General features: G+C 68.2%; 10 protein-coding genes. All 10 read left to right on the top strand.

Annotation, left to right across the window (positions count from 1 at the left end):
• Nucleotides 1-4: 4 nt before the first annotated feature.
• The 10 genes from GGQ80_RS17080 to GGQ80_RS17035 all read left to right on the top strand — a co-directional run bounded on the left by GGQ80_RS17080 (nt 5) and on the right by GGQ80_RS17035 (nt 13,926).
• Nucleotides 5-1,807: a glycoside hydrolase family 127 protein gene (locus tag GGQ80_RS17080; RefSeq protein ID WP_183987114.1), complete on the top strand. Its 1,803-nt coding sequence runs from the start codon at nt 5-7 to the stop codon at nt 1,805-1,807.
• On the top strand, nt 1,804-3,321 hold the full coding sequence (locus GGQ80_RS17075; RefSeq protein ID WP_183987112.1) for a carboxylesterase family protein: 1,518 nt from the start codon (nt 1,804-1,806) through the stop codon (nt 3,319-3,321). The genes GGQ80_RS17080 and GGQ80_RS17075 overlap by 4 nt, the downstream gene beginning before the upstream one ends.
• A 66-nt stretch (nt 3,322-3,387) precedes the next feature.
• Nucleotides 3,388-4,467 (top strand): CoA transferase, encoded by a 1,080-nt coding sequence (locus tag GGQ80_RS17070; protein ID WP_221364469.1) that lies wholly within the window; start codon nt 3,388-3,390, stop codon nt 4,465-4,467.
• 166 nt (nt 4,468-4,633) lie between these two features.
• On the top strand, nt 4,634-5,356 hold the full coding sequence (locus GGQ80_RS17065) for a GntR family transcriptional regulator (RefSeq protein ID WP_343051082.1): 723 nt from the start codon (nt 4,634-4,636) through the stop codon (nt 5,354-5,356).
• Between the two features lie 168 nt (nt 5,357-5,524).
• Nucleotides 5,525-7,672 (top strand): TonB-dependent receptor, encoded by a 2,148-nt coding sequence (locus GGQ80_RS17060; protein WP_183987106.1) that lies wholly within the window; start codon nt 5,525-5,527, stop codon nt 7,670-7,672.
• 3 nt (nt 7,673-7,675) lie between these two features.
• Nucleotides 7,676-8,815, top strand: coding sequence for a serine hydrolase domain-containing protein (locus GGQ80_RS17055; protein ID WP_183987104.1), 1,140 nt, complete (start codon nt 7,676-7,678; stop codon nt 8,813-8,815).
• On the top strand, nt 8,812-9,582 hold the full coding sequence (locus GGQ80_RS17050; protein ID WP_183987102.1) for an SDR family NAD(P)-dependent oxidoreductase: 771 nt from the start codon (nt 8,812-8,814) through the stop codon (nt 9,580-9,582). The genes GGQ80_RS17055 and GGQ80_RS17050 overlap by 4 nt, the downstream gene beginning before the upstream one ends.
• Entirely contained in the window at nt 9,579-10,907 is a 1,329-nt protein-coding gene (locus GGQ80_RS17045; RefSeq protein ID WP_246347175.1) for an MFS transporter, read from the top strand. Before GGQ80_RS17050 ends, GGQ80_RS17045 begins: the two co-directional genes overlap by 4 nt.
• Before the next feature lie 17 nt (nt 10,908-10,924).
• Nucleotides 10,925-11,857: a 3,5-dioxohexanoate:acetyl-CoA acetone transferase gene (gene kce, locus GGQ80_RS17040; RefSeq protein ID WP_183987098.1), complete on the top strand. Its 933-nt coding sequence runs from the start codon at nt 10,925-10,927 to the stop codon at nt 11,855-11,857.
• 2 nt (nt 11,858-11,859) lie between these two features.
• Entirely contained in the window at nt 11,860-13,926 is a 2,067-nt protein-coding gene (locus tag GGQ80_RS17035) for a hydantoinase/oxoprolinase family protein (RefSeq protein WP_183987096.1), read from the top strand.
• Nucleotide 13,927: the final 1 nt, after the last annotated feature.

Below are 13,927 nucleotides of genomic sequence, written 5' to 3'. Positions count from 1 at the left end.
CGGCATGAATTTGGCGCCCCCCGGCGCGGTGACGCTGGCGGGGCCGCTGGGCGAGGCGCTAGAGGCGAACCGGCGCGGGCGACTGTCGACGTTCATCACCGACGAAACCAGCCCAGCCATCGCGCTATTCGGACCCGAGCTGGTCGCGACCAACGAAGAGGGCGACTGGTACGGCGAGCATGCCGGCAAATGGCTGGTCGCGGCGACGCGCGCGGCGGTCCGGGCGGATGACGACACGCTGATGGCGCGGGTGCGGCGGGTGGCCGACTGGCTGGTCGAGCGGCAGGATGCGGACGGCTATCTCGGCAATTACGCTCCGTCACGACGGTTCATGGTGCCGCAGCCGCCCAAGCCGGTGACGTGGGACGGCGCGCCGGCGCTGCGCACCTGGGATATCTGGACGCACAGCTATCTGGTGCTCGGCCTGATCGAGGTGTGGCGGGCGACCGCTGCGGCGCACTACCTCGACGCGGCGAAGCGGATCGGCGACCTGGCCTGGCGGACGCTGAAGGACGGGGCGGTGTCGATCATCGACCTCGGCAACCACTTCGGCCTGTCGGCGACGGTGCTGCTCGATGCGGCAATGGAATTGCACGCGGCAACCGGTGAGGGGCGCTACGTCGATCTCGGCGAGCTGATCGTCGCGTCGATGCAGGGCGAGCCGCGCAACCGCCTGCCGAGCATGGCGCTGGCGGGAGCCGATCCGTCGGAGATCGCGACCGGCAAGGCATATCAGCTGCTGTGGAACCTCGTCGGCCTCGCCAAGCTGTACCGGGCGACGGGCAACGCCGACTATCTGACGGCGGTGCGTAGCCAATGGGCGGCAGTGCGCGAGCGGCACCTGACGCTGGGGGGCGGGCCGTGGGGCGGGGTGGCGCATCGATCGCGCGAGGTGTTCAACGCGGGCAATGCGTGGAGCCCCGAGGGCTATGTCGAGACCTGTTCGGTCATGGCGTGGATCCAGCTCAACCGCGAGTTGCTCGCGATCCTGGGCGAGGCGGCGTTCGCCGAGGAGATCGAGCGGAGCGCCTACAATGACTTGCTGGGCGCCCAGGCCGAGGACGGCGAGGACTGGTGCTATTATCAGTTCGCTAATGGCAAGCGGACGCACACGACCTATTGGCGCTGCTGCAAGTCGAGCGGGGCGATGGCGCTCGAGGAACTGCCGGGCGTCGCCTATGGCGTGCGGCGCGACGGGGCGCTGGCGGTCAACCTGCTGGGTGCCGGTACCGCGCAGCTGAGGCTAGCGGACGGCAGCGCGGTAAGGCTGAGCCAGGCGGGACGTTATCCGTTCGTGGGACCGCTGACGATCACGGTCGAGCCCGACGCCGAAGCCCGCTTCGCGCTCGCGATCCGCATCCCCGCCTGGGCCACGGGCGCGCGCGTCATCGTCGATGGTGAGGCGGTTGCCGTCACGCCGGGCACCTATGCGCGGATCGAGCGGACATGGGCGCGCGGCGACGTGGTGACGCTGGACCTGCCGATGGAGCCGGTGATCAACTACGCGATGCAGCACAACGTCCAGGAATCGCTGGCGCCGGGTAACGTGCCGGTGGCGCAGGAAGTCCTGCGACGCGACTGGATCGCGCTGAGCCGCGGGCCGCTCGCCTATGCGACCGGGCTGATCGACGGCTATCGTCGCAACGAGACGGTGCGTTTCGACGACGGTGTGCCGGCGGTGACGGTCGATGGGGATCGATTGGTGCTGCATCCGGCGGGTAGGGCGCCGATCGTGTTCGAGCCCTGGTATCTGGCAGGCGGACGCCAGGACGGCAGCTGGCGACTGACCTGGCTGGAGGCTGCGTGACGACGCGGCGTGCCGTGCTCGCCGGCGCGGCGGCCTGGCTTGCGCCCGGCGCGCGGGCGGCGGAGGCGCCGCCGGTGGTGGCGTGTCCGGCGGGCCGGTTCACCGGCACGCGGACGGGGAAGGTCGCGACGTTCCGCGGCATGCGGTACGGCCACGCGGCGCGCTTTGCGGCACCGGTGGCCGAGCCGCCGGCGACCTTGCCGGTCTTCGCGCAGCGACCCGGCCCTGCCTGTCCGCAGCGGGGCAAGCGGAGGCCGCAGGACGAGAATTGCCTGACGCTCAACGTCTGGACGGCGGCCGGCGCCAATGCGGGGCTGCCCGTCATCGTGTGGATCCATGGCGGAGCCTATGCCTTCGGCAGCGCCAACGACGACGTGACCGACGGCACGCAGCTGGCGGCGCGAGACGACGTGGTGGTCGTCAGCGTCAACCATCGGCTCAACGCGTTCGGCTATCTTTATCTCGGCGGCGTCGACCCGGACTGCGGGGCGAGTGCCAACGCCGGGCAACTCGACTTGGTACTTGCGCTGCGCTGGGTGAGGGCGAACATCGCGGCGTTCGGCGGCGATCCGGCGCGGGTGACGCTGATCGGCCAGTCGGGCGGCGGCGGCAAGATCGCGACGTTGCTGGCGATGCCGAGCGCGCGCGGGCTGTTCCAGCGTGCCGTGACGATGAGCGGGCAGCAGGTGACGGTGTCGAACACCGAACGCGCCACCGAGCGGGCGCGTGCCTTCATGACCGCCTGCGGCGTGACGGACGTCGCGGCGCTCCGCGGCTTGCCGGCCGAGCGGCTCGTTGCCGCACTCGATGCGCCCGATCCGTTCGAACGATCGCCGCTCTACACCGGCCCCGTGCTCGACGGCGTGATAATCGACCGCCATCCCTTTTCGCCCGATGCCGCGCCCGGGGCGCGCTCGGTGACGATGATGCTGGGCGGCACGCGCGACGAGACGCGGGACTTTTTCGATCCGGTGTCCACCGAAATGCGCGAGTTGAGCTGGGAGACGCTGCCCGACCCGCTGGCGGCGGAGCTGCCCGTACCGATCCCGCCGAGCCTCGTCATCGAGACCTATCGCCGGCACCTCCCCCATGCTTCGCCAGCCGAGGTCTTCTACGCCGCGACCACCGACGGGAGAAGCTGGCGTCCCCAGATCGAGGAAGCGGAGGCGTTGGCGCGGGCAGGGACACCCGCTTATGTCTATCAGCTCGATTTCGCGTCGCCGACGCGGCCTGGGCGGGGCGCTTTCCACGGGCTCGATATCGCACTGCTCTTCGGCACGTTCGATGCGACCGACGCGGGAACCGGCACGGGCTCCGCCGCCCGTGCGTTATCGCGTGAGATGCAGGACCGGATCATCGCCTTCGCCGCGCATGGCTCACCCGGCTGGCCGCCGTACAGGCCGACGCAGCGCGCGACGATGATCTTCGACGCTCACACCCAGGTCGTGCGCGATCCCCGCCGCTGGCAGCGCCTGCTGTTCGCGCCCTATCCCTATACCCAGCCGGGAAGCTGACCGCCCGTGGACCGATCCTCCTTCTCGCCGTTCGCCAATCCAGATCGGACAGGGCCACCCGGACCGTTGAGCGGCATCGGCGTGCTCGATCTCAGCGCCTATATCGCGGGCCCCTATGGCTGCTCGCTGCTGGCCGACCAGGGTGCGGACGTCATCAAGATCGAGCCGCCGGGCGGCGACAATTTGCGTGCCTATCCCTCGACGCTGGAGCGCGAGAACCGGGCGTTCCTGGGCGTCAACCGAAGCAAGCGGGGCATGGTCCTCGACCTCAAGAACGACCGCGATCGCGACATCATGCTCGACCTCGTCGGGCACGCGGACGTGCTCGTCCACAACTTCCGCCCCGGCGTCGCAGAGCGGCTGGGCATCGATCACGAGCGGCTGACGGCGATCAACCCGCGGCTGATCTATTGCGTGGTGTCGGGCTATGGCGAGGGGGGGCCGCTGCGCGCCAAGGCGGGATACGATCAGGTGCTCCAGGCAATGACCGGCATGTGCGTGCTGCAGGGGAAGCCGCCGGTGCCGGAGCTGACCTATGGCTCGCCGGTCGACTATTATGCCGCGGCGCTGGTCGCCGCGGGGGTCGCCTCCGCCCTCTATGAGCGCGAGCGGAGCGGGCAGGGGCAATATGTCGGCGTTTCCCTGCTTCGAAGCGCGTTGGCCATGCAGTCGGCGCGCGTCGTCCAGGCAGAAGGCGAGGCACATGACATCGCGCGAGACATGCGGTCGGGCGGGATCACGGGGCTCCACCCCACAGCCGACGGATATCTCTATCTGTCGGCGAACACCCCGCGTTTCTGGACGGCCTTGTGCAAGGCGATCGGTCTCGCATCGCTCGCCGACGATCCCCGCTACGACAGCGTCCGCAAGCGAGCCGCCGCGGCGGCGGAACTGGTGCCGATGCTGCGCGCAGTACTGATGAGGCGGACGGCGCTGGAATGGGAAGCCTTGTTAGAGGATAGTGTGCCGAGTTCGGCGGTTCGCCCGATCGAGGCGATGTTCGATCACCCGCAGGTCGTTTCCGAGGATATCGTCGGTAGCATCGCCCACCCGACGCTGGGCTCCTATCGCGGCGTAACGCGCGCCATCAAGTTTCAGCGTACGCCCGGACCCGAACCATTCGCCGCGCCGTCGCTCGAGGATTGATCGGCACGATAGCCGAGCGCGGCGAGTTGTTGTGGTGATCGGCAACGCGTCGATTGGCGCATGGGAACGGCCACGGCGGGTGTATTTGACGGCTTCAGATCGGTGAGGCACGACCCAAGGCATCATGGAAATGTGCGGGGAGCCGCGTGTGAAGGCGAATGCAGGGGTGGGGCGCACCCGTGGGGTCCAGCCGTTCGGGACGCCAAAGCCGTTGTCCGACGGACAGTTCAAGACGTCGCTCGTCCAGCGCGTCTACGAGGCGATCATGTCGTCGATGGACAGCGGCGAGCTCGATCCCGGTAGCCGGATCGTCGCGTCGGACATCGCGCAGCGACTGGGCCTGAGCCGCGCGCCGGTGCGCGAGGCGCTGGCGGTGCTGGCGGGACAGGGGTTGGTCGAGCTGCACCCCGATCGCGGCGCCAGCTTGCGACCGATGAACATGCACGACCTCGCGCAGATCTATGAGGTGGTGGCGCCGGTGGCGGCGATCGGGTTGCGGGCCGCCGCCAAGCGGATCCACGAAAACGACAACGCCGCACGCATCGAGGCAGCGATGGGTGCGATCCGCCTGGCGGCGAAGGCCAAGCCGCTCGGGCTAGGATTCTATTTGGCACTGAACGACTTCCACTACATCGCCAATGCGATCGGCCACCGCCCTTATGTCGATACGGTGCTGCGATCGGTGAATATCGAATATTGGAACCGCCTGCTGGCGGCGGCGATCGATCTGGAGACTCACGCTGCCACCTATGTTCGCACGTACCAGCGGCTGACGGACGCGCTGCTGGCTGGCGACCCGGAGTCGACGGAGGCGATCATGCACTATCATGCTGATTGGTGCATCGCGCTGCTAGAGCCGGCTTATGAGACCGCCCATCGTCGACAATAATGCTATAAAGTTGCCGATCTTGGGCAATTAGCGTGTTTATTGTCGACAATCCGCTTGCACCTATTTCGCGTTCGTGCTTGCTTGCGTGCCAAGGAGCCGGGGAACTCGGCAGGCTTGGGGGGCGAGATGATGCGACGCTGTCACCTTCTGGTGCATGGGGCTTTCCTGATGGTCGCCGTCCCGGCGCAGGCGAGCACGACCGCCGCCGCGCCATCGGCGCCGGTGGTGAAGCCGGATCCGCAGGAGGCGCAGGAGCCGCCGGCGCCGGCCTCACCCGCCGATGGCGATATCATCGTCACCGCCTCGCGCACCGGGGCGACGCGACTGCAGGACACGCCGCTCGCCGTCACCGCGTTCAGCACCGAGACGCTAGACCGGACCGGCATCAAGGATGTGCGCGACCTCGCGTCGCTGACGCCCAACCTGCAGGTGACGCAGAACGGCGCCTTCTCGCAGATCTACATTCGCGGCATCGGCTCGAACAACGTCTTCGCCGGCGCGGACCCATCGTCGACGATCCATCTCGATGGCATCTACCTTGCGCGCCCGGCAAGCTATCTCAGCAACTTCCTGGACGTCGAGCGGATCGAGGTGCTGCGCGGGCCGCAGGGCACGCTTTATGGCCGCAACTCGGTCGGCGGGACGGTCAACGTCATCAGCCGCAAGCCGAGCGACACCTTCACCGCCAAGGTGCAAGCGACCTATGGCAATTACGCTTTCACCCGGCTGGAAGGCTATGTCAGCGGCCCGATCGCCGACGACCTCGCGGTGTCGCTGTCGCTGATCGGGTCGCGGCGGGATGGCTATCTGAAGAACGTCGGGCCGGTCGGCGGGCGGTATGACGGCGAAGGCACACTGGGCGGTCGCGGCCAGCTTCGCTTCACCCCGACGTCGCGGTTGGAGGTTTTGATACGCGGCGACTATGTCGATTCCGACGATACGCTCGCGGGCTACGTCAAGCTGCTGCAGCCCGTTTCGGATCCGATCGCGAACAGCGTGCTCGGCGACTATCGCAAAATCGCCATCAACATTCCGATCTTCAACCAGCGGCGGCAATGGGGCGGTTCGGGGGAAGTCAATTACGACCTGGGCGGCGGCATCCTGCTGAAGTCGCTGACCGGCTATCGCGGCAGCCGCCTGCGCGCCAATACCGATACCGATGCGACGACGCTCAACACCCGCCGGACGGATCAGTTCGAGAAGCAGCACCAGTTTTCGCAGGAGCTGAACCTCGTCGGCAAGACGGGCGACCTGTCGTTCATCCTCGGCGCCTTCTACTTCGACGAGCATATCGAACCCGACACGAGCGTCACGACGTTCGCGAGCAACCTGCGCGCCAATTTCAAGCCGGTGGTCAATACCGAAGCGCTGGCAGGTTTTGCGCAGGGTACCTATGCGCTGACCGATTGGGTCTCGCTGACCGCAGGCATCCGCTACACCCACGAAGAGAAGCGCTTCGATCAAGTCGCGACCAACTTCTCCACGGTCACCAACCTGCCGCTGGCGACATATCCGCGCACCTACAACCGCAAGGGCGTCTATGAGGCGTGGACGCCCAAGTTCGGCATCGAGGTGCGTCCGGCGTCCGGTGTGCTGCTCTACGCATCGGCGACGAAGGGCTTCAAATCGGGGGGCTTCAATCTCACCAGCGCCAATGCCGCACAGGGCTATGCGCCCGAAACGCTGTGGAGCTACGAGGGCGGCGCGAAGCTGACACTGCTCGACCGGCGGCTGACGCTCAACGCCACCTATTTCCACTATGACTATGAAAACCTGCAGGTTCAGTCGTTTCTGACCCCGGGCGTCATCGACATCACTAATGCGTCAGACGCCAAGGTGGACGGCGTCGAGCTGGAAGGTGTGTTGCGGCCGGCGTCGTGGCTGCAGCTGGGCGGCAATCTTGCCTATCTCGATGCCCGCTACGCCAACTACCCGTCGGCGCTGGCGGCGGGGAATATCCCCTTCGACGCCTCGGGACGTCGCCTCAACCTCTCGCCGAAATGGGCGGAGACGGTCTGGGCGCAGGTCGATGCGCCAGTGGGCGGGGGCAGCGCCTTCGTGCGCGGCGAGTACAGCCATCGCACACGCCAGTTCTTTACGCCGGTGAACGGCGGGTTCGACCAGCAGGCGCCCTATGGCCTGGTCAACGCGAGCGTCGGCTACACCTTGCCCGGCGGTCATCTCGAGGTGCTCGTCTTCGGCCGCAACCTGGGTGATACCGATTACGTCACGAGCACCGCGAGCTTTGCGGCCGGGGTGGTCGGCAAGGTCGGCGAGCCGCGGACCTACGGCATTCGCCTGATCGGGCGGTACTGACCGATGGCGACGCTGGACAGTCCCGTGCAGGGCCACGCGGACCCGGATTTCGCGGCGGTCGCCGCGGCGTTTGCGGAGAATTTCCGGTCGCGCGACGAACTGGGCGCGGCGGTGTGCCTCTACCGGGCTGGCGTCAAGGTGGTCGACCTGTGGGGCGGCTGGGCCGATGCGGCACGCACCCGGCCGTGGCGCGAGGATACGATCGTCTGCATGATGTCGGTCGGCAAGGGCATGGCGGCGCTGTGCGTCTGGATGCTGGTCGATCGGGGGCAGATTGATATCGACCGTCCGGTCGCCGACTATTGGCCGGGCTTCGCCGGCGGCGGCAAGGGTGGGATCACCGTACGAACGCTGCTCCAGGCGAAGGCGGGGCTCCTGTATCTCGATCACGCGCCCGACGGATCGGCCTATGACTGGGAAACGATCGTCGCGGCGATCGAGGCGCAGGAGCCGTGCTGGGAGCCGGGGACCGATCACGGCTACCACTCGGCGACGATGGGCCACCTGCTGGGCGAACTGGTGCGGCGCGTCGACGGGCGAATGATCGACCGCTTCCTGCGCGAGGAAGTGACCGGACCGCTCGGCGCCGACTATGGCTATGGGGCGGCATGGGCGGACCCGGCGCGGGTGGCGGACATCGTGCCCAATGCCGCAAGCCATACCTTCGTCCAGACGCGCGACCCCTCGACGAAGCTGGGCCGGGCCTGGCGGATCCGTCCCGTCGTCGAGGATCATTACAACGACGAAATGGCGCGGACCCGGATTTTCCCTTCGAGCAACGGTCACGGCAATGCACGCAGCGTCGCGCGGATCTTCGCCGCGCTGGCGGAGGGCGGGCGGCTGGACGGCACGACGCTGATGTCCGCCGGCACCGTCGATCGGATGCGGGAGCAAAGCTGGCATGGAACCTGTGCGATGACCGACCGGACGTTTCGCTATGCGCACGGTTTCTTCCTCAACGAACCGGCGATGTCGCCGATGGGGACGAACCCGCGCGCGTTCGGCCATCCGGGCGCCGGCGGCGCGATCGGCTTCGCCGATCCAGAGAATGGCATCGCCTTTTCGTACAGTCCGGCACTGATGTGCGCGGGCGGCGGCGTCGGTGACCGCTGCGAAGCGCTCGTCGCGGCGGCCTACGCATGACCGCGGGTCGTTTCGCCGGCAAGGTCGCGCTGGTCACCGGCGGCAGCTCCGGGATTGGGCAGCGCGTCGCCGAGCTTCTCGCGGCGGAGGGCGCGCGGGTGGCGGTCGTCGCCAGCAGCAGCCTTGCCAAGGCGGAGGCCGTGGCGGCTGCGATCGGTGAAGCCGGGGGCGAGGCGAAGGGCTTCGTCACCGACGTCCGCGAAGCGACCGCGTGCGAGCGGCTCGTCGCCGATGTCGAGCGCGCGTTCGGTGGCATCGATCTTCTCGTCAACGCGGCGGGCGTCTTCTACGGCACGCCGGTCGCGGCGACCGCACCGACCGATGCCGCGCAACTCCTGGACATCAACATTGCCGGTCCGTGGAACGTCGCCAGCGCCGTCGTCCCGTCGATGCGGCGGCGTGGCGGGGGGCGGATCGTCAACCTGTCGTCGGTCGCCGGTGTCGTCGGCGTGAAGGGCATGGCGCTCTATTGTGCCAGCAAGGCCGCGGTCGCGATGATGACGCGCGTCATGGGGGCCGAGCTCGCCGCCGAGGGCATCGCGGTCAATGCGGTCGCGCCGGGCAATACGGCGACACCGATGAACGCCGCGGTGCGCGCCGACACCGCGATGGTCGACGCGATGCGCGCGATGACGCCGAGCCCGGACGTGTTCAGCGATGTTTCGGACATGGCCGGCATCATCCTGTTCCTGCTCTCGGAAGCGGCGCGCCCCGTCTATGGCGCGACCTGGCTGGCCGACGAGGGTTTCGCGGCGGCGGTGGGATGATGGCGAGCATGGCGATGCCCTCGATCGCGGCGCCGACACGCGCCACCGGCTATGCCTGGTACGTGGCGGTGCTGCTCGCCGCGGGGCATCTGGTGTCGTTCATTGACCGCTTCGTCATGAGCCTGGTGCTCGAGCCGCTTAAAGCGAGCCTCGGCGTGAACGATGCGCAGCTCGGGCTGTTGCAGGGAACGAGCTTCGTCATCCTCTACACGCTCGCCGCCGTCCCGCTCGGGCAGCTTGCCGATCGCATCCACCGGCGCAACCTCATCATCGGCGGCATTCTGGTGTGGAGCCTGGCGACCGCCCTGTGCGGGTTCGCGACGTCGTTCTGGACGCTATTCGGTGCGCGCGTCCTCGTCGGTTTCGGCGAAGCGGCGCTGGTGCCTGCGGCGATGTCGCTGATGGCCGGCTATTTCCCACGCTCGCAGCTGGGTCGTGCGGTGTCGCTGTTCACGACCGGCGCGTCGCTGGGGAAGAGCGCAGCGCTGATCGGCGGAGGTCAGGTGCTGGCGATGCTTACCGCGAGCGGCGGGCTGTCGCTGGGCGTGTTCGGCGATTTCGCGCCCTGGCAGGGGACGTTCCTGGCGATGGCGCTGCCCGGCGTGCTGCTCGCGATCCTGATGTTGAGCGTGCGCGAACCCGCCCGCGCCGCGACCGAAGTCGCTCGGCCCGGCCTTCGCGATGCCTGGGCATATTTGGGCCGGCATCGTGCCGCCTTCCTGCTGCACACCGGCGCCGCGGCGCTGACGGTGCTGACCATCCAGTCGCTGCTGGCGTGGACACCCAGCTTCTATGTCCGTTTCTTCGCACTGACCGCACCCCAAGCGGGGTTGTGGATCGGCACGGTCACGTTGGTAGCGGCACCGTTGGGCCATCTCAGCGGCGGGGCGCTGACCGACCTGTTCCAGTCGCGCGGAAGCAGGGCGCCGGTCGCGCCGGTGATCGCGCTGGGGCTGACCGGGGTGCTGCCGGCGCTGGCGGTGTTCGTGGCCAACAGCAGCCTGATGGTCTCGCTCGTTGCGTTCGGCCTTCTCACCTTCTTCGGCACGCTCGCCGCGCCGGCCTCGCTTGCCGGCGTGCAGATGCTGGCGCCCGATCGGCTGCGGGGCATCCTCACCGCCCTGTTCCTCGCTGCGACGACGATGATCGGCATCGGCATCGGACCCGCGCTAGTCGGCTTCACGACCGACCTGATGGGTGGGCCGCAATATCTGGCGCGGGCGCTCGCCGTGGTGATCGCGACGGTCGCCATCGCCGGTGTGCTCCTGGCACTCGCCAGCCGCCGTCCCTTTGCTGCCGCCAGCGCGGCGGCCACCGCAATCTGACGAACGAGGAACGACCAATGCGCAAGACGGGCAAGGCGATCATCAGCTGCGCGGTGACGGGGTCGATCCACACCCCAACCATGTCGCCGTATCTGCCGGTGACGCCGGACGAGATCGCCGAACAGTCGATCGCCGCGATCGAGGCCGGTGCGGCGATCGTCCACCTTCACGCGCGCGATCCACGCGACGGTCGGCCGTCGCCCGATCCCGAAATCTACATGCAGTTCCTGCCGCGCATCAAGCAGGCGACCGACGCGATCATCAACATTACGACCGGTGGCGCGCCCGGGTTCACACCCGAAGACCGGCTGGCGGGACCGCTACGCGCGAAGCCGGAGATGACGTCGCTCAATATGGGCTCAATGAACTTCGGCTTCTTCGGGTTGGCGGACAAGTTCGACTGGCAGCACGAATGGGAGCGCGAGTTGATGGCGGGCTCCAAGCGCTTCGCCGCCAACCACACCTTCGAGCTAATCGAGCGGATCATGGTCGAGCTGGGTCAGGGGTGCGGCACGCGCTTCGAATTCGAATGCTACGACCTGGGGCACCTCTATAATCTTAAGCACTTCGTCGACGCCGGCCTCGTCAAGCCGCCGTTCCTGATCCAGGGCATTTTCGGCATCCTCGGCGGGATCGGCGCCGATCTCGAGAACTTTATGGTGTTCAAGCAGACTGCCGACCGCCTGTTCGGCGACGATTACCTGCTGTCGGCCTTCGCGGTCGGTCGCCCGCAGATGAAGTTTCTCGCGCAATGCGCGCTGGTCGGCGGCAGTGTACGCTGCGGGCTCGAAGACAGCCTGTACATCGGCAAGGGCGAACTCGCGACGAGCAACGCCCAGCAGGTGACGAAGCTGCGCACCATCCTCGACGCGCTCGACATCGATGTCGCCACCCCCGCCGAGGCCCGTGCGATGCTCGGGCTGAAGGGCGGGGACCAGGTCGGCTTCTGACCATGCGCTTCGCAACCGATACCGGCGGCACCTTCACCGATCTGGTGGTGGAGGACGACGATGGCTCCATCACGCTACACAAGGCGCCGACGGTGCCCAGCGATCCGGTGGCAGGCGTCGTCGACGCACTCGGTCGTGCCGCGGATGCGCGCGGGCTGACGCTCGCCGCGATGCTCGCGCGGGGGACGCACTTCATCCACGGCACGACGCATGCGATCAACGCGATCATCACTGGCCGCACCGCGCGCACCGCACTGATCGTGACGCGCGGCCACCGCGACATCCTGTTGTTCCGCGAGGGTGGGCGTGCCGAGCCGTTCAACCACACGATCGCCTATCCCGAACCCTTCGTCCCGCGCGCGCTGACGTTCGAGGCCGACGAGCGGATGCTGGCCGACGGCACCGAGATGCAGGCGCTCGACGAGGCGGCGCTGATCGCCACGCTTGATTCGATCAAGGCGGCCGGCGTCGAGGCGATCGCGGTGACCCTGCTGTGGGCGACGCTGTACCCGGCGCACGAGAGACGGGTCGGCGAATTGATCGAGCGGCACCTGCCGGGCGTGCCTTATAGCCTGTCGCATCGCGTCAACCCGACGTTGCGCGAGTTCCGGCGCGCCTCGTCAACCGCGATCGACGCCTCGCTGAAGCCGCTGATGACGCGCTATCTCGGCGGCTTGAGCGAGCGCCTCGCCGCGGCGGGCTTCGCGGGCGCCGTGATGGTGCTGACCAGCGCGGGCGGGATGGTTGAGGCGAGCGAAGTTGCCGCCTCGCCGATCTCGGTCATCAACTCGGGTCCATCGATGGCCCCCGTCGCCGGGCATCATTATGCGGCGCGCGAGGGTGGCTGGCGCACGGCGATCGTCGCTGACACCGGCGGCACGACATACGACATCAGCCTGGTCAGCGACGGGCGCATTCCGATGACCCGCGACCTGTGGATCGGCGAGCCTTACCTCGGGCATCTCGCCGGCTATCCCTCGGTCGATGTCAAGAGCGTGGGCGCGGGGGGCGGCAGCATCGCCTGGGTCGATCCGGCGGGGCTGCTCCACGTCGGCCCCGACAGCGCCGGATCGACGCCGGGGCCGGCGTGCTACGGGCGGGGCGGCACGCGGGCGACGGTTACCGACGCCAGCGTCGCGCTGGGCTATCTCGATCCCGATTACTTCCTCGGCGGCGCGATGACGCTCGACGCCGCTGGCGCGCGTGCGGTGATCGCCGGCGACGTAGGCGATCGGATCGGGCTCGATCCCGATGCAGCCGCCTGGGCGGTGCTCGATCTCGCAACCGAGAACATGGTCCAGGCGATCGAGGATTCGACGCTGACGCAGGGCATCGACCCCGCCGAGGCGGTGCTGATCGGTGGCGGCGGCGCGGCCGGGCTCAATTCGGTCTTCATCGCCCGCCGCCTGGGCTGCCGCCGCCTGCTGATCCCGGAGACCGGCGCGGCGATGAGCGCGGCGGGGGCGATGCTATCCGACGTAATGCGCGAATTCAGCACGTCGATCCATGCAACCACGGCGGCGTTCGACGGTGCACGGGTCGATGCGGCGATCACCTCGGTCCGCGAGCAGGCTGCGGCGTTCGGCGTGCGCACCGGCCTGCTGGCCGAGGTCGAGCTGATCGCCGAGGCGCGCTATTTCGGCCAGGCGTGGGAGATCGACGTGCCGATCGCCACGCCGACGCTGGCCGAGCCGGCCGACGTCGCCGCGTTTCGGCGCGCGTTCGACGCGACGCACGAGCAATTGTTCACGATCCGCGACGAGGCGTCCGCCGTCGAGCTGGTCGGCCTGCGCGCCCGCGTCCGGTGTAAGGCGCGCAGTGGAGCGCCGTTCCGGCTCGCGGAGGCCAATGCCGATGCCAACGCCGACGCCGGCACGCTGCGCACGCGCCGCGCATATTTCGCCGGCACCGGCTGGGTCGATACGCCGGTGTTGCGCTGGGACGCCATTCCCGCAGATCAGGAGATCGCCGGCCCGGCACTGATCGAATCGCCCTTCACCACCGTCGTCGTCGATCCCGCCGCGCGCTTCCGGCGCTCGGCGGACGGCGCCCTGCTGATCGAACCTTAGA

It is taken from the genome of Sphingomonas jinjuensis, from assembly GCF_014197105.1.
Taxonomy (GTDB): Bacteria; Pseudomonadota; Alphaproteobacteria; order Sphingomonadales; family Sphingomonadaceae; genus Sphingomonas; species Sphingomonas jinjuensis.
Note: the sequence above shows the minus strand (reverse complement) of the source record. Positions and strands in the feature narration are given on the sequence as shown.

Coding starts and splice junctions, on each gene's coding strand:
- GGQ80_RS17035 (WP_183987096.1), top strand. CDS start 11,860: ATGCGCTTCGCAACCGATACCGGCGGCACCTTCACCGATCTGGTGGTG.
- GGQ80_RS17050 (WP_183987102.1), top strand. CDS start 8,812: ATGACCGCGGGTCGTTTCGCCGGCAAGGTCGCGCTGGTCACCGGCGGC.
- GGQ80_RS17060 (WP_183987106.1), top strand. CDS start 5,525: ATGGTCGCCGTCCCGGCGCAGGCGAGCACGACCGCCGCCGCGCCATCG.
- GGQ80_RS17080 (WP_183987114.1), top strand. CDS start 5: ATGAATTTGGCGCCCCCCGGCGCGGTGACGCTGGCGGGGCCGCTGGGC.
- kce (WP_183987098.1), top strand. CDS start 10,925: ATGCGCAAGACGGGCAAGGCGATCATCAGCTGCGCGGTGACGGGGTCG.
- GGQ80_RS17055 (WP_183987104.1), top strand. CDS start 7,676: ATGGCGACGCTGGACAGTCCCGTGCAGGGCCACGCGGACCCGGATTTC.
- GGQ80_RS17045 (WP_246347175.1), top strand. CDS start 9,579: ATGATGGCGAGCATGGCGATGCCCTCGATCGCGGCGCCGACACGCGCC.